Annotated in this window: 15 protein-coding genes; 10 read left to right on the forward strand and 5 right to left on the reverse strand. The window is 66.8% G+C overall.

Annotated features, from left to right (window positions below; all coding sequences use genetic code 11):
* Positions 1–5 precede the first annotated feature (5 nt).
* The 3 genes from K7G19_RS01880 to K7G19_RS01890 all read left to right on the forward strand — a co-directional run bounded on the left by K7G19_RS01880 (position 6) and on the right by K7G19_RS01890 (position 2,307).
* The gene (locus tag K7G19_RS01880; protein ID WP_226105447.1) at positions 6–797 is read left to right on the forward strand and encodes an amino acid ABC transporter substrate-binding protein; all 792 of its coding nucleotides are present in this window, start codon (positions 6–8) and stop codon (positions 795–797) included.
* Positions 798–860: 63 nt separating this feature from the next.
* The gene (locus tag K7G19_RS01885; RefSeq protein WP_006576339.1) at positions 861–1,514 is read left to right on the forward strand and encodes an amino acid ABC transporter permease; all 654 of its coding nucleotides are present in this window, start codon (positions 861–863) and stop codon (positions 1,512–1,514) included.
* Between the two features lie 40 nt (positions 1,515–1,554).
* A complete protein-coding gene (locus tag K7G19_RS01890) occupies positions 1,555–2,307 on the forward strand; it encodes an amino acid ABC transporter ATP-binding protein (RefSeq protein WP_226106277.1) in 753 nt (250 codons plus the stop codon).
* Positions 2,308–2,440: 133 nt separating this feature from the next.
* Here K7G19_RS01890 and K7G19_RS01895 read toward each other — a convergent pair whose 3' ends face one another.
* Positions 2,441–3,139, reverse strand: a complete 699-nt coding sequence (locus K7G19_RS01895; RefSeq protein WP_226105449.1) for a GntR family transcriptional regulator — start codon at positions 3,137–3,139, stop codon at positions 2,441–2,443.
* A 179-nt stretch (positions 3,140–3,318) separates the two neighbouring features.
* Between K7G19_RS01895 and K7G19_RS01900 the strand changes: the two genes are divergently transcribed.
* Both K7G19_RS01900 and K7G19_RS01905 read left to right on the forward strand, forming a co-directional pair.
* Entirely contained in the window at positions 3,319–4,359 is a 1,041-nt protein-coding gene (locus tag K7G19_RS01900) for a Bug family tripartite tricarboxylate transporter substrate binding protein (protein WP_370639466.1), read from the forward strand.
* 70 nt (positions 4,360–4,429) lie between these two features.
* Positions 4,430–6,124 carry a hypothetical protein gene (locus K7G19_RS01905; RefSeq protein ID WP_226105451.1) on the forward strand — a complete coding sequence of 565 codons (1,695 nt, stop codon included), beginning with the start codon at positions 4,430–4,432 and terminating at the stop codon, positions 6,122–6,124.
* 170 nt (positions 6,125–6,294) lie between these two features.
* Here the strand turns inward: K7G19_RS01905 and K7G19_RS01910 are convergent, their stop codons facing one another.
* A complete protein-coding gene (locus K7G19_RS01910) occupies positions 6,295–6,924 on the reverse strand; it encodes a DUF4142 domain-containing protein (RefSeq protein WP_226105453.1) in 630 nt (209 codons plus the stop codon).
* A 406-nt stretch (positions 6,925–7,330) separates the two neighbouring features.
* Here K7G19_RS01910 and K7G19_RS01915 point away from each other — a divergent pair, with 406 nt between their 5' ends.
* A complete protein-coding gene (locus tag K7G19_RS01915) occupies positions 7,331–8,014 on the forward strand; it encodes a GntR family transcriptional regulator (protein WP_226105455.1) in 684 nt (227 codons plus the stop codon).
* Between the two features lie 112 nt (positions 8,015–8,126).
* Here K7G19_RS01915 and K7G19_RS01920 read toward each other — a convergent pair whose 3' ends face one another.
* Positions 8,127–9,155: a Bug family tripartite tricarboxylate transporter substrate binding protein gene (locus K7G19_RS01920; protein ID WP_370639467.1), complete on the reverse strand. Its 1,029-nt coding sequence runs from the start codon at positions 9,153–9,155 to the stop codon at positions 8,127–8,129.
* Between the two features lie 58 nt (positions 9,156–9,213).
* On the reverse strand, positions 9,214–10,413 hold the full coding sequence (locus tag K7G19_RS01925; RefSeq protein ID WP_226105457.1) for a CaiB/BaiF CoA-transferase family protein: 1,200 nt from the start codon (positions 10,411–10,413) through the stop codon (positions 9,214–9,216).
* Positions 10,414–10,625: 212 nt separating this feature from the next.
* On the opposite strand from K7G19_RS01925, the gene K7G19_RS01930 reads away from it, so the two are divergent.
* From K7G19_RS01930 to K7G19_RS01940, 3 genes are read left to right on the forward strand one after another with little or no spacing between them, the layout of a single operon-like run.
* A complete protein-coding gene (locus K7G19_RS01930) occupies positions 10,626–11,606 on the forward strand; it encodes a quinone oxidoreductase (protein WP_226105459.1) in 981 nt (326 codons plus the stop codon).
* Positions 11,607–11,646: 40 nt separating this feature from the next.
* Positions 11,647–12,384, forward strand: a complete 738-nt coding sequence (locus K7G19_RS01935) for a glutathione S-transferase family protein (RefSeq protein WP_226105461.1) — start codon at positions 11,647–11,649, stop codon at positions 12,382–12,384.
* Positions 12,385–12,438: 54 nt separating this feature from the next.
* Entirely contained in the window at positions 12,439–13,197 is a 759-nt protein-coding gene (locus K7G19_RS01940) for an enoyl-CoA hydratase/isomerase family protein (protein WP_226105463.1), read from the forward strand.
* Positions 13,198–13,286: 89 nt separating this feature from the next.
* Here the strand turns inward: K7G19_RS01940 and K7G19_RS01945 are convergent, their stop codons facing one another.
* Positions 13,287–14,315 (reverse strand): LysR family transcriptional regulator, encoded by a 1,029-nt coding sequence (locus K7G19_RS01945; RefSeq protein WP_226105465.1) that lies wholly within the window; start codon positions 14,313–14,315, stop codon positions 13,287–13,289.
* Positions 14,316–14,667: 352 nt separating this feature from the next.
* Between K7G19_RS01945 and K7G19_RS01950 the strand changes: the two genes are divergently transcribed.
* Entirely contained in the window at positions 14,668–15,639 is a 972-nt protein-coding gene (locus K7G19_RS01950; RefSeq protein ID WP_226105467.1) for a GlxA family transcriptional regulator, read from the forward strand.
* Positions 15,640–15,849 lie beyond the last annotated feature (210 nt).

Here is a 15,849-nt window from a genome sequence, read left to right on the forward strand (position 1 = left end):
CCACCATGAAAACTCTGAAAGCCCTCCTGATCGTCTCCGCCGTGGCCCTGTTCGCCGCCTGCGGCAAGTCCGAACAAGCCCCCGCCGCCGGTGCGCCGGCCGCGGCCGCCAAGACCGTCGTGGTCGGCCTGGACGACAACTTCCCGCCGATGGGGTTTCGCGATGCCAACAATGAACTGGTCGGCTTCGATATCGACATGGCCAAGGAGGCCGCGCGCCGCCTCGGCATGACGGTCGAGTTCAAGCCCATCGACTGGAGCGCCAAGGAGGCCGAATTGAACGGCAAGCGCGTCGACGTGCTGTGGAACGGCCTGACCATCACCGACGAGCGCAAGAAGAACATCAGCTTCACCGCGCCCTACATGAGCAACCACCAGATCATCGTGGTGGGCAGCGCCTCGCCGATCAAGGCCAAGGCCGACCTGGCCGGCCGCATCGTCGGCGCGCAGGACGGCAGCAGCGCGGTCGACGCGATCCGCAAGGAGGCGCAGGTGGCCGCCAGCATCAAGGAGCTGAAGACCTTCGGCGACAACGTGACGGCGCTGATGGACCTGGCCGCCGGCCGCCTCGACGCCATCGTGGTCGATGAGGTCGTGGGCCGCTATCTGGTCAGCAAGCGCGCCGGCGAGTACCGCGTGCTCGACGAGAACTTCGGCACCGAGGACTACGGCGTCGGCCTGCGCAAGGACGACACCGAACTGCTGGCGCAGCTGGACAAGACGCTGGCCGAGATGAAGCAGGACGGCACGGCCTCCCGCATCGCGCAGCAGTGGTTCGGCGCGAATCTGATCAAGTAAGCCCGCCGCGCCCCTTCACGGGGCGCCGCTTTTTTCTGGATCCCGCGCGCCGGGTTTCGATCCATGGACTACGTTCTCTCCCTGCTGGGACCGATGGCGCAGGGCGCGCGGATCACGCTCTCGCTGTTCTTCATCACGCTGGCGCTGTCGGTCCCGCTGGGCCTGGCGCTCGCGCTGGCGCGGCTGTCGGCATGGCGGCCGCTGAGCGTGGCCGTCAACGGCTATATCTGGCTGATGCGCGGCACGCCGCTGATGCTGCAGCTGCTGTTCGTCTATTTCGCGCTGCCGTTGTTGCCGGTGGTGGGCGTGCGCCTGCCGGACTTTCCCGCGGCGGTGGTCGCCTTCGCGTTGAACTACGCGGCGTATTTCGCCGAGATCTTCCGCGCCGGCATCCAGTCCGTCGACCGCGGCCAGTACGAAGCCAGCAAGGCGCTCGGCATGACCTACCTGCAGACGATGCGCCGCGTGGTGCTGCCGCAGATGGTGCGGCGCGTGCTGCCGCCGGTCAGCAACGAGACCATCACACTGGTCAAGGACACCTCGCTGATCTACGTGCTGGCGCTGAACGACATCCTGCGCACCGCGCGCGGCATCGTGCAGCGCGACTTCACCACCACGCCTTTCCTGGTCGCCGCGGCGTTCTATCTGCTGATGACGCTGCTGCTGACCTGGATGTTCCAAAGCCTGGAAAAACGCTATGCCGCACACGATCAATGAGCCGCAGAACCGCGGCGGCGAAGGGCAGGAGCGCCCGGTGATGATCCGCGCCCGCGATATCGTCAAGTCGTTCGGCGCCAATCGCGTGCTGCACGGCGTCTCGCTGACGCTGCGCAAGGGCGAGGTGGTGGCGGTCATCGGGCCGTCCGGCTCGGGCAAAAGCACGCTGCTGCGCTGCCTGAACCATCTCGAGACGATCGACGGCGGCAGCATCGAGATCGAGGGCGAGACGCTGGCGGAGCCCGGCGCGGACCAGCGCAGCCGCTACGTGCCGGACGCCGAGGTGCGCCGCATCTGCCGCAAGATGGGCATGGTGTTCCAGTCCTTCAATCTGTTCCCGCACATGACGGTGCTGCAGAACATCATCGAGGCGCCGATGACGGTCAAGGGCATGGCGCGCGATGCCATCGTGCCGATCGCCGATGCGCTGCTGCGCAAGGTCGGCCTGCTGGAGAAGCGCGACAACTATCCGTCGCGCCTGTCGGGCGGGCAGAAGCAGCGCGTGGCGATCGCCCGCGCGCTGGCGATGGAGCCGGACATCATGCTGTTCGACGAACCGACCTCGGCGCTCGATCCCGAGCTGACCGGCGAGGTGCTGCGCACGATGCGGCAGCTGGCGGATGACCACATGACGATGCTGGTGGTCACGCACGAAATGGGCTTCGCGCGCGAAGTCGCGCACCGGGTCGTCTTCATGGACCAGGGCCGCATCGTCGAGAGCGCGCCGTCCGAGGAATTCTTCCGCGCGCCGCAGCATCCGCGCACGCGGGAGTTTCTGGCCCATATGCTGTAAGCCGCTGCGCTGCGCTGCGCTGCGCTGCGCTGCGCTGCGCTGCGCTGCGCGGCGAGGCGAGGCGAGGCGAGGCGAGGCGAGGCGAGGCGAGGCTGGGCTGGGCTGGGCTGGACTGGGCCGGGCGTTTGGCCCGCTACGTCGCCGGATGCAGCCCCTGCACCAGCGCGCGCTTGTTGTCCCGGCTGCGGCGCGCGTGCTCGCGCATCAGCGCCTCGGCCCGCGCCCCTTCATGCGCGACGATGGCCCGCACCACATCCTCGTGATCGAACTGCGCGCGCTGCACGAAGGCCAGTTCCAGCGACGGCTGCACTCCCGCCGCGCCCAGCGCGCCAGGGCCCGCCATCGGCGTCCTGGCGATATGGTCGAGCGCCGATGCCAGCGCCGGATTGCCCGCGCCCTCGACCAGTGCCCGATGAAAGCGCGCATTCATCGCCGCCCAGCGTGCGGTATCGACCGGCGCATCCTTCCCGAGCAGCGCCTGCTCGACCAGTAGCCGCCCCTCGTCGACGCAGGCCTGCAGCACCGCGAATATCTCTCTGGTGACGCCTTGCTCCGCCAGCAGCCGTGCCGCCATGCCTTCGAGCGTGCCGCGCACGTCGATCGCCATGGCCACTTCATCCAGCGTGACCTGACGCACGCGGAACCCGCGCGTCGGCAGACGCTCCAGCAGACCCTCCTTTTCCAGCTCGCCCAGCGCCAGCCGCAGCGGGGTCCGGGACACGCCCAATTCCCCGGAGAACTGCACCTCGCGGATCCGTTCGCCGGCCCGCAGGTCGCCGGCCAGGATGCGGCGCCGCAATTCCATCGTCACGCGTTCTATCTGGGAGGCCATCGATCAAAAGTGGAGTTGGGCAGACATGTGGGGTTTCATTATGGCATGAGGCCAGCTTGACGCAGCCGGGTGCATCGCCAATACTGCATGCAAAAGGCATCATAGGGCGACGATAAACGGCATTGGCAAGCATGTTTGCATGCAAACAGCGACAAAATGCCGGACAGGAGACAAGCGCCGTGCCATCCCGATTCCTGCGGCGGCGGCAAGCCCCGCGCTCGCCCGTCGTTTCCCCGCGCCGCCGTGCGACAGCCTTCGCGCTCGCGGCGGTGGCAACCGGACTGCTGGCTGGCCCCGCTGCAGCCGTTGCCGCGTCCGAGCCGTATCCGTCCAAGGCGATCCGCCTGATCGTCCCGTTCCCCGCCGGCGGTGGCGGCGACACGCTGGCCCGCCTCGTGATGACCCGCGCCGGCAAGGAGCTTGGCCAGTCGCTGGTGATCGAGAACGTGGCGGGCGCCGGCGGCAATATCGGCTCGCAGGCCGCGGCAAAGGCGGCGCCGGACGGCTATACGCTGCTGTACGGCACCAATGGCACCTTCGCCATCAATCACGCGCTGTACAAGCGCACCGGCTTCGATGCGATGCAGGACTTCGTGCCCGTCGCGCAGTTGACGCGCATCGCCACGATGGTGGTCACGCGTCCCGGCTTTCCGGCGAAGACCTTCCCCGAACTGCTGCAGGTGCTGAAGGCCAATCCCGGCAAATACACGGTTGCGTCGGCCGGCAACGGCACCACCTCGCATCTGGCTTCCGAACTGCTGAAGGCATCGGCCGGCGTCTCGATGGTCCATGTGCCGTACCGCGGGGGCGCGCTGGCGCTGACGGACCTGATGGGCGGCCAGGTCGACCTGATGATCGAGGTGATGCCCAACGTCATGCCGGCGGTGCGCGGCGGCAAGGTGCAGGGCCTCGCCGTGACGACCGCGCAGCGCGTGCCGAGCTTTCCCGATGCGCCCACCGTGGCGGAGCAGGGCCTGGCCGGCTTCGAGGTCAGCGCGTGGGACGGCATCTTCGTGCCGAAGGGCACGCCGGCCGATGTCGTCGCGAAGGTCCACGCCGCGATTCAGAAGGCGCTGGCCGACCCCGCGCTGCGGCAGCAGCTGCTGGACCGCGGCGCCGAGCCGGTACCGCAATCGAGCGCCGCCTTCGCGCAATTCGTTCGTGCCGAATATGACCGCTGGGGGGCGCTGGTCAAGCGCTCCGGCGCCAGCGTCGATTGATCGCTGAAAGCCCTACGTCCCGCCGCCCCGACCGGCTGGCTGCCATCCCATCGCAAGGACCGAGAGAGACATGACCGCCAATTCCGCTCCCAAGCCCAACCACAACGCCAACGCCAACGCCAACGCCAACGCCAACGCCAACGCCAACGCCAACCACCGCTCGCCTGCCGCCGACGATCGCAGCGGCCTGCCGCACTACGACCGTCCGCCGCTGAAGGACAGTCGCCGCCCGCGATGCCCGCCGTTCGTCGAGATCACCGATGCCGACCAGCTGCTGCCGTATCTCGAACACGTCGCGCGCCGTCCGTACAACCACGGGCTCAACGCCTGCTGGGACCTGAAGGAGGGCGAGCGCGTGCTGCTGCGCGTCGACAACTGGCACAGCGAGCTGACGATCCAGGCATGCCAGCGCATCCTCGAGAAGTACAAGGTCAGGTACGAGATCCAGAAGGTCGATCGCGGCCCGATCCCGACCTGGGTCGGGGCCGACGAGGTCGACTACTACCTGTTCCGCACGCGCGAGCTGGCGCAGTGGATGGACATGTGGGAAGAGGAAGAAAAGAAGCAGCAGTACGACAAGATCTTGATGGGCTACGGCGGCCCGGTGCTGGCCGAGCGCTTCATCAAGATCCAGCGCATGCCCTTCATCACGCCGGAGATCCTGGCCTCGCCCGCGCATGCGATGCCGATCGAGGTCATCAACGCGATCGACCGCTGGACCTGGGACCGCATCCGTACCGCGCGGCGGGCGCGCATTACGGACCCCGAGGGCACCGACATCAGCTTCACCAATCACGACGACTACTGGGACGCGCGGCGCGAGTTCTATCACCCCGACCTGACCGCGGCGACCTGGCGCGGCAACGAGCATTTCGGCAAGACCTATCTGCCGGGGCATATCACCGGGCGGCCGTGGATGTTTCATCCGTTCAAGGAGGACGGCTGCGGCGTGATCGCCGGCACCACCAACCATATCGCGCCGTGCGACTGGACCCAGCTCGTGGTCGAGAATTCGAAGATCACGCGCATCAACGCCGGCGGCGACTTTGGCGACAAGCTGCGCAACGTGATGGAGCAGACCCGGGACATCCAGTATCCGACCTTCCCAGGCAAGGGCCTGATGTACTGGTGGGAGGCGTCGATCGGCACCAATCCGCATATCCACCGGCCGCGCAAGGACTTCCCGTCGGGCTTCGTCAATTGCCTGTACGAGCGCGTGCGCTCCGGCGTCATCCATATGGGCTTCGGCACCATCATCTCCTCGATGGCCGAGCGCGAGGCCGCCAGGATGGGGCATCTGGTCGGCCACTGGCACCTGCACCTGTATTTCCCCACGTACACCACCGAGCGGTCCGGCGACAACGAGAACATCATCGAGAACGGCCGCCTGCTGGCGCTCGACGACCCCGCCATCCGCAAGCTGTGCGCGAAATACGGCGATCCGGACCTGTGGCTCGACGAGAGCTGGAATCCCGCGGTGCCGGGCATCAATATGCAGGGCGACTACTGGTCGCACTATGCAAAGGACCCGCTGCACTGGGTCAAGACCGAGCTGGAGGTCTGCCGCAACTACCACCCGATGTTCATGCGGATGGTCGATGCCGATGCCAAGTACTGCGAAGGCGAGGGCGCGCGCTGGTGGAAGGGCGGGTGCTGTAATCACAGCGGCGTGCAGGCGCCGGTGTTGCCGGGCAACTGCTGCGGCACGGAGGCAGCGCCGGTGCAGGGCGGCCATTGCTGCCATGGCGGTGCGACATCGGAGTGAGGCGCGCGCGGCGGATAGGCCTGGGGCGAAGCGGAGCGGTGATCGACCGGACCAGCAGGCCGCCGCGGTCAGATGCGGCGGCCTGCCAGCGGCAAGACTGGGACTGATAGCAGGGCCTTACGACTGGCCCCGCAAGAGGGCCTGACGACGGGGCCTCTAACGACGGGACCTTACTTGTCGTTGCCGACCTTCTTGTTCAGGTCACGCGCCATCTGCAGATGCTGCTCCAGATCGGGCACGTGCTTGGCGGCGAAGGCCTTGATGTCCGGGTCCTTCGCGTTCTTCGCGGCTTCCTGGAACAGCTTCACGGTCTTTTCATGCGCGGCGACGCCGATCCGGCTGGCGTACATCTTGTCGAAGCGCTCGCCATCGAGCGCGCTGAGCCCCTTCAGCTCGGTGCGCTGCACGACCGAAGGCTCGGTCGGCGGGGTATAGCCCTTGCTCGAGGCCAGCTTGGTGAGCTCCTCGTTGACCGCGGTGTGGTCCTTGATCATGCGGGCCGCAAACGATTTGACGTCGGCATTGGAAGCCTTCTGTTCGGCCAGCTTGCTGCCCTCGACCTCGGCCAGGCCGCCCTGCGCGGCGTTTTCCAGGAAGCTGCGGTCGGCGCGCACCAGCTTGCTGGTGTCGCCCGCGGTGCCTCGCGTGGTGGTCTGATCCGTTGCGGTCGTGGCGGGCATATTGCCGGGCGCCGTGTTCTTCGGCGCGGTGCTGGTGCCTTGCGCCATCACCGCGGTGGACAGCAGCAGGGAACAGGCGGCGGTACTGACGACACTGAGTGCTGCGGTACGGATAGGCATGGCGTGTTCTCCCTTGAAGGTGGATAGGTACGACCAATCAGCAATATCCGCGCCCAACGCCGGCCTCGCCGATCACCGCCTTCGCCCCGTGGCTCGCGCAGGGCTTGCTGGGGCTTGTGCAGGGCCTGTGCCGGGCCTGCACAAGGCTGGCGTTGGGATGTCGTGCGCCATCGCAATGACACCGCCGCATATCGGTCGGCGTATGGCCGGCGACCAAGGCGGCGACAAGGCCGGCGAAAAAATTGCATGCGACGGTAAAAACGCTCGGCCCGGTGGCCGGCTTGGCAGGCAGTTCAACGTCCGGCCACGTCTCCGTACACATAACGCCGCGCAGTGCATGCAAAAACGGCGTTCCGGGTGGCCCCCGTAGTAGAATTGCCCCCACTCAAACCGATGTCCCTGCCGCATGCCCGAAGAGCGAACGAGTCTGGCGGAAACGATCCGCGCCACCATCGAACAGGAGATTCTGTCCGGCAAGCTGGCCAGCGGCGCCCAACTCGACGAACAGCAACTGCTGTCGCGTTTCTCGGTATCGCGTACGCCGGTGCGGGAGGCGTTGATCCGGCTGGCGTCGGCGGGGCTGGTCGATCTGGTGCCGCGCCGCGGCGCCATAGTGTCCGCCATCACGCTGCGCGAATACGTTGCCATGAGCGAGATCCTGGTCCAGTTGGAGGCATTGGCGGCCCAGCTGGCGGCGCGGCGTATCACCGAGTCCGAACGGGAGGCGCTGCGGGAAGCCTATGCGGCTTGCCAGCAGGCGGCGGCGCAGGCCAGTGCCGACCGTTACCGCGAGGCCAATGACCGTTTCCACGCGGTCATCTACGAGGCCTGCCGCAACGAGATCCTGAGCGCGCAGATTCGCACGATGCGGGCCCGCATGCGTGGCATGCGCGACTACCGCTTCGAGAAGCCCGCGCGCATTCGCGCGTCGCTCGAGGAACATGGCGCGGTGATGGAGGCGATCCTGCGCGGCGATGAAGAGGCAGCGGCGCGGGCGATGGTCGAGCACATCTCGACCGGCGGCAATGTCTATGCGGACATGATCGCGTCGATGCCGGACGAGGCCGTCGGCGCCAAGGGGGCGCGCTGAGCCGGGGCGCCCAGGCAAGCGCGAGAAAGCACGGCAGCGTGCGCGTCAGCAAGCGCGACAGAAGACACGCCAGCCTGTGCACCAACAACCGCGCCAGCCGGCGCCGCGCGTTTCAATCGATCTTCACGCCCGCCTGCACCGTGCGTTGCAGCGCGTTCTTGCCATCCTGCTGCGCCCATTGCTTGAACTCGGCTGGCGAGCGCGACGGTGCCGGTTCGCTGCCGTTGTCGACAAGACGCGTGCGAATGGCCGGATCGGCCAGCACCTTGGTGGCGACGGCGTAGAGCTTGTCCGTGACCTCCTTCGGCAGCCCCGCCGGTCCGAACAGCCCGAACCAGAACGTGTAGTCGAAGCCTGGCAAACCGAGCTCGGCAATGGTCGGCAGCCCCGGCGCCACGGCGGAGCGCTGCGGCGTCGTGACGCCGATCATCTTGACCACGCCCTGCGTGCCGAGCGGCAGCACCGACGATGCCGTGCCGAAGGAAAACTCCACTTCGCCCGCCGCCACCGCCTGCAAGGCCGGCGCGCCGCCCTTGTACGGCACGTGTGTCATGTCGACACCGACCGCGTTCGCAAACGACAGCCCGGCGACATGCGGCGATCCGCCGATGCCCGAAGACGAGTAGTTGAACTTGCCGGGATTCGCCTTGGCCTTCGCCGCAAGCGTTTTCACGTCGGCGATGCCGAGGTCCTTGTTGACGGCCAGGATCAGCGGCGAGATGGTCAGCCGCGTAATCGGCGTGAAGCTGTCGGCCTTGTACTTGACCTTGTACAGGTGCTGGTCCATGCCATAGATCGTCGCCGTGGCCAGCCCCAGCGTATAGCCGTCCGCCGGCGCCTGCGCCAGCCATGCCGATGCGAGCGTGCTGCCGGCACCGGGCTTGTTCTCGACCACCACCGGCTGTCCCAGCTCCTTGGACATGGCCTCGCCCACCACGCGCGCAACGAAATCGGCCGCGCCGGCCGGCGTGTAGCCGATCACCAGCCGGATCGGCTTGTTCGGATAGCCTTCGGCCATCGCGGCGCCGGGCGCGATGGCGGCGATCAGACCCACGGCCGCCAGGGCCGCGACAGTGGCAGAGGCCCTGGAAGCCCTAAAGGCCCGGGAGGCCGCGGAGGTCGCTGTGGAATGGCTGTGCATCGGTGTCTCCTTGTTATGTTCCTTGGGTCGATGGGGCTCTGCGGCCCCTCGTCGATCGTCAGGCGATGGCGCCCTTGTCGCGCCACTGCGCGATCAGCTCCGGCGCAAAGCCCAGCTCGCCGAGCAGCTCGTCGGTCTGCTCACCGGGGTCCGGCGCCGCGCGCGCAAAGCGCTCGGGGTGGGGCGCGGCGGACAGGTTGATCGGCGAGCGCAGCAGGTCGAGTTCGCCTAAAACAGGATGGCGCGCGGTACGGGTCATGCCGAGGTGGCGGACCTGCGGGTCCTCGAAGGCCTGCCCGATATCGAGCACGGGGCCGCAAGGCACGCCGGCCGGATTGAGCCGCGCCATCAATTCCGAGCAGGTAAAGCGCGAGGTGTGGGCCTGGATCGCTTTGTCGAGCGCGGCCCGATTGCGGGCACGCGAACGCGCGTCGCGATAGTCGGCGTGGTCGATCAGATCGTGCGCCTCCAGCGCCTGGCAGAAGTTGGCCCACATCCGTTGCGTGCTGGCCGCGATATTGACCAGGCCATCGCTGGCGCGATAGGTGCCCATCGGCACCAGCGTCGGATGGGCGTTGCCTTGCTGCGTCGGCACTTCGCCGTCGACCGTGTAGCGCGCCGCCTGGAAATCGAGCTTGTTGAGCATCGACTCGATCAGCGAGGTATGGACCCATTGGCCGCGACCGGTCCGTTCGCGGTGGAACAGCGCCAGCAGAATCCCCTGGCCCAGGAACATGCCCGCCGTGGTGTCCGAGATCGCGATGCCGACGCGGACCGGGCCGCGCCCCGGCTCGCCGGTGACCGAGCTCAGCCCGCACATCCCCTGCACGATCTGGTCGACGCCGGGCCGTTCGCTGTAGGGGCCATCCTGGCCGAAGCCCGAGATGCTGGCGAGGATCACGCGCGGATTGCGGGCGCTCAGCGCCTCGTATGTCAGCCCGAGCCTGGCCTTGACCACCGAGCGGAAGTTCTCGACCACCACGTCGGTGTTCTCCAGCAGCCGCGCCAGAATCTGCGCGCCCTCCGGCGTCTTCAGGTCCACGCACATGCTGCGCTTGTTGCGGTGCAGGTTCTGCTCATCCGAGCCGCGGCGTTGGCCGGTCACCGAGCCGTGGTCCTTTGGCGGCGGCGGCTCGAGCCGGATGACATTGGCGCCCCAGTCGGAGAGCAGCCGTACCGCGGCCGGGCCGGCGCGGGCGACGGTCAGGTCGAGGACGTTGATGCCGTGCAATGGAAGTTGGGATTCGGATTGGGCCATGGCAGGGGAAGGATGATTGGGTGCTGGGAGTATACGCACAACAATCGTATGTATACGAATAGGGGGTTGTATGGATGCGGAGAGTCGCTCTGTGTCCTAGACTTTGCGCTGTGCGGTGGCCTGCGGCCGCACGTGATCGCTCGCACGGCCAGAGTGCGGCACCAATAAGTGACCTCCAGGCGACGAACGTGCGTCCCCCTTCAAGGAATCGTATGCAATCGGCGGCAATACAAATACAGAGAAACGGCGGCCCGGACGAACTGGAGTTCATCGAAGTCGCCGTGCCGCCGCCGGGCGAAGGCGAAGTCCAGATCCGGCAGAGCGCGATCGGCGTCAATTTCGCGGACATCTACCAACGGCGCGGCAGCCACGGCCCCCATCAGCCGACCTCGTTCCCGATCGTGCTCGGCTCGCAGGGGGCGGGCCGCATCGAAGCGGTGGGGCCGGGCGTCAGCGGATTGGAGGTCGGCCAATCGGTCGGCTGTTTCCAGCCGGGGGCTTATCAGGTGGTGCGCAACGTTCCGGCGGCACGCGTGGTGCCATTGCCCGCGCAGATCCCCGAAGACGTGGCAGGCGCCACGCTGCTGCGCGGCCTGACCGCGGAATATCTGCTGCGCCGGATTTCCCCGGTCCAACCCGGCGATGCGGTGCTGGTACATGCGGCGGCCGGCGGCATGGGCGTGATCCTGTGCCAATGGGCGCGTGCCTTGGGCGCGACGGTGATCGGCACGGTCGGCTCGGAGGCCAAGCGAGAGATCGCGCTGGCCCATGGCTGCCATCACGTCATCGACTATCGGCGCGAGGACTTCGTCGCCCGCACGCTTGAACTGACGGACGGCCGCGGTGTCGCGGTGGTCTACGATGCCGTCGGCAAGGATGTGTTCGTGCCGTCGCTGTCGTGCCTGCGTCCGCTGGGCATGGCGATCAACTATGGCACCGCGTCCGGCGATGTCGAGGCGTTCGACCTGCAACTGCTGCACGCGAAGTCGCTGATGGTCTGCCGTCCCACGCTGCGCACCTTCATTGCCGATGCCGCCTCGCTGCGCCAGGGCATGGCCGCGCTGTCGGAGGCGGTCGGGGCAGGGCATGTGCGGCTCGAAGTCGGCCAGCGCTTTGCCTTTGCCGACGCGCGCGAGGCCCACCGGCAGCTCGAAGCCCGGCAGACCAGCGGCGCCGTGGTCCTGATTCCGTAGTCCCGCCTGCGATGGAAACCGTATTACCAGGAGAAGCGGCATGAAGCTCTATCACAGCTGGCTGTCCAGTGCGTCGCGCCGCGTGCGCCTGTGCCTGGCGGAGAAGGGCATCCGCTACGACAGCGTGCCGGTCGACATGCGCCGGCAGGAGCATCACTCCGCGGCCTATCTGGCCGTCAATCCCAACGGCGTGGTGCCCGGGCTGGTACTGGACGACGGCCGGGCGCTGCACGAAAGCAGCACCATCTGCGAATACCTCGACGACACGCATCCGGAGCCGCCGCTGCGGCCGGCCGATCCCTATCGGCGCGCCGAGATGCGCAATTTCATTCGCTGGACCGACGAGCGCGCGCTGCCGAATCTGCTGATCCTGAACTGGAGCCAGGTATTCCAGGCGCAGGCGTCGCAATGGACCGACGCGGAGCTGGCCGAACGGCTGGCCCGCGTGCCGACCGCGCAGCGGCGCGAGGCGTGGCTGCGCGTCGCGCGACGGCCCTATACCGACGACGAGAAGCGCGCCGCGCTGGACCAGTTGAAGGCCATCGTGCCGAAGATGGAGGCGATGCTGGAGGACGGCCCCTGGCTGTTCGGCGATCGCTACACGCTGGCCGATATCGCCGCCGTGCCGTTCGTGGCCCGTCTTGCCGAACTCGATGCCGACGCACTGTCGCCGGATGCCGCGCCCGCCGTGGCGGACTGGTGGCGGCGGGTGCAGGCACGTCCCGCGTTTGCCGAAGCACGGATCGATCGCTTCGATGCCGCCGTGGCAAGCGCGTAAGCCGCATTGCTTTCCCCTTGATTCGACCACTCCCTCTCATTGCAAGGCCAGCCCATGTCAGACACCGGATCGCTCCCCATTCTGGAAATCGAAGACCGCATCGCCACCATTACGCTGAGCCGGCCGGAGGTCGCCAACCGGCTCGGCCCGGACGACCTGGCCGCGCTGCGCCAGCATGTCGACACGGTCAATGAGGCCGACGTGCTGGTGCTACGCATCCGCGGCAGCGGCAAGTATTTCTGCAGCGGCTTCGATATCGGCAAGCTGGCCGCGGGTCAGCGCGGCGCCGGGTTCGAGCCGCTGGTCAATGCGCTGGAAGATTGCCGCCCCGTGACGATTGCCGAGATTCACGGCGGGGTCTACGGCGGCGGCACCGATCTCGCGCTGGCATGCGACTTCCGCATCGGGACACTCGCCACCGAGATGTTCATGCCGGCCGCTCGGCTGGGCCTGCATTTCTATCAGCGTGGCATGGAGCGCTATGTCTCGCGGCTGGGTTTGAATGCCGCCAAGCATCTGTTCCTGACGGCCGAGAAGATCGATGCCGAGGCGATGTTCCGTTGTGGCTTCCTGACCGAATTGCTGCCGGCTTCGGCGCTGCGCGAACGCGTCGAGCAACTGTCCTCCACCATCGCGTCGCTGGCGCCGATTTCGGTGTTCGGCATGAAGAAGCATCTGAATGCGATTGCGCGCGGCGTGCTGGACGTCGAAGCATTGGCCGCCGATATGCAGCGCTCGGTGCAATCGGAGGACATCAAGGAGGGGGCCATCGCCTGGAAGGAAAAGCGGGTGCCGAGGTTTGTCGGGCGATAGTACGGTCGGCGGCCAGGCCGGTAGGCCCGTAGGCCGTCAAGTTCGTCGGGGCGCCAGGTCGTCGGATTGTCAGGGCGTTGAACCGGATATCAAGCCGCCAGTTCCTGCTCCAGCGTTTTCGCGTTGAATCCCGTCAGGCAATCGAGATCCAGCGCGCGGATCTGATCGGTCATGAAGTCGATAAAGACGCGAATGCGGGTCGGCAGGTGCTGGCGGCTGAGATAGCAGATAAAGTGGCCGCGATCGTCCGGCGCGTGCCGGGCCAGCGCCACGACAAGTTCATTGGCCGCGATGTGATCGCAGATCTGGTATCCCGCCATTTGCGCGATGCCCCATCCCTGCAGCACCGCTTCGAACACCAGATCGGCGTCGTTGAAGGTCAGCCGCGCCGTGGGCATGTATTTGCGCACGGCGCCATCGACCTTGAATTCCCATTCGAATATCCGCCCGCTGGCAAAGCGGAAATTGATGCAATCGTGCTCGGCGAGTTGTTCCAGCGTCTGCGGCAATCCGTGCGCGGCCACATAAGCGGGCGAAGCGCACAACGCCATCTGCATCGGAATCAGCCGCTTGGCGATGATGCTCGAATCTTCGATGCGACCGTTGCGGAATGCCACGTCGATTTGCTCGGAGGCGAAGTCGGTGGGCCGATCGTCGAGCAGCAGGTCGATGGCGATATCCGGATAGGCCTTCATGAAGCGTTCCAGCAGCGGCGCGATGATCTTCCTGCCGAAGCCGACCGTCGAGCTGATGCGGATCAGGCCGCGCGGCGGACCTTCCCGGAGCTCCAGCATGTCGTTCATCGCCTCGACGATATGCGTCACGCCCTGGTGGCAGTTTTCGAAGAAGCGCTGACCTTCGCGCGTCAGCTGCGTGGTGCGCGTGGTACGGAGGAACAGCCGCGTACTGAGCTGGGTCTCCAGCTTCTGCACGTTGCGGCTGACCGCGGAGCGGCCGATGCCCAGGCGCTCGCCGGCCTTGGCAAAGCTGCCCTCGCTGGCGACAGCCATGAACGCCATGATGCCGGCATAGCTCGCCGCAAAGCCGGTGGAAAGCGCGTCGGCGCGATTGGGCAGGCTGAGGCGGAAGGCGCGTTCCGCTGTTTCCGGTTCGTTCATTTCAGCACTCCCTGAATGCATCGCCGCAAGAAATGAGGCGTGCCTGGATGCTAATCAGGCGCCGGTGTACGGTAAATGACAGCGTTCCCTGATTTTCTGCCAGGCTGCCATCGGGTTTCCGCGCGCTTTGCCATGTGCGATCGAGATTGGTGCAGAAATGGAAACGGCGTCGCATTGCCGCATTGCCGCATGGGGCGCCGCATGGATACGCTGCTCGCACGCCCTTGCATGTCGTTGCACACGCTTGCGCGCGCTTGCACGCCATCGCCGGCACGACATAACATCCGGTGTCCTCTTCTCGGCTGCCATGGAATTGAATCCCTCGCCCTCCGCCTCCGCGCCCATTGAACCCATGCCGCGCAATGTCGTGTTTGTGCTGTATCCCGAGGTCAGCCTGCTCGATTTCGCCGGCCCGCAGACCGTGTTCTGGGCCGCATCCCATTACGCCCACGAGCGCGGCATGCCGGGCTATCGCTGCCATGTCGCCAGCGAGTCCGGCGGGGCGGTCGCGGCGGTGGAGGGCACGGCGATGCAGACCGTGGCGCTCGATACCCTGGACCTGCGCGAGGTCGACACCGTGATCGTGCCGGGCTCGCCGAACATTCTCCAGGTCGCCATCGACTCCGGATCGCTGATCGAATGGCTGGGCATGGCCTCCGCCAGGGTCCGTCGCACGGCCTCTGTCTGCAGCGGGGCGTTCCTGCTGGCCCACGCCGGGCTGCTCGATGGCAAGCGGGCCACCACGCATTGGGCGATGCTGCAGCGGTTTCACGAGATGTTCCCGACGGTCGACCTGGATGCCGATGCGATCTTCGTGCAGCAGCAGAATCTGTGGACCTCGGCCGGCGTCACCACCGGCATCGATCTGGCGCTCGCCATGGTGGAGGCCGATTGCGGCCACGAGGTCGCGCTCAACGTCGCCAAGGAGCTGGCGGTCTATATGAAGCGCCCCGGGGCACAGCCACAGCTCAGCGAGATCCTGATCACGCAGAGCCGGCAGGTACCGCTGTTCGAGACGCTGCATTTGTGGATCGTCCAGAATCTGTCCCGCGAAGACCTGTCCGTCGAGCAACTGGCCGATCGCGTCGGCATGAGTCCTCGCAACTTCGCGCGGGTCTACAAGGAAAAGACCGGACGCACGCCCGCCAAGGGGGTCGAGCACTTCCGCATGGAAGCAGCGCGCGGCCTGCTGCAGGACATGGACAAGCCGGTCGACCAGATCGCGCGCGAATGCGGCTTTGGCAGCGAGGAGCGCATGCGGGTCGCCTTCCAGAGGCACTTCGGTTTCTCGCCCAGCGAATACCGGCTGCGGGTCAATCGCTGATCCGCGCATCGCCTTCGAGCCATCCTGCGATTTCCGTCCCGCGTCCCGCCGCCGCGACCGGCAGTGCGGCCGGGATGCCTGCTGCCCGCGCGATTGGTGCCAAACGGGAAACACCGTGGTCCGCGCTTCGGTCTGGTGCCCAACCCCCGCGACCCCTAGCATGAGGTGGAGCTGTTCCATTTCCACTCACTCCACACACAGCAGGGAGAC

The organism is Cupriavidus sp. DB3, assembly GCF_020418465.1.
Classification (GTDB): Bacteria; Pseudomonadota; Gammaproteobacteria; order Burkholderiales; family Burkholderiaceae; genus Cupriavidus; species Cupriavidus cauae.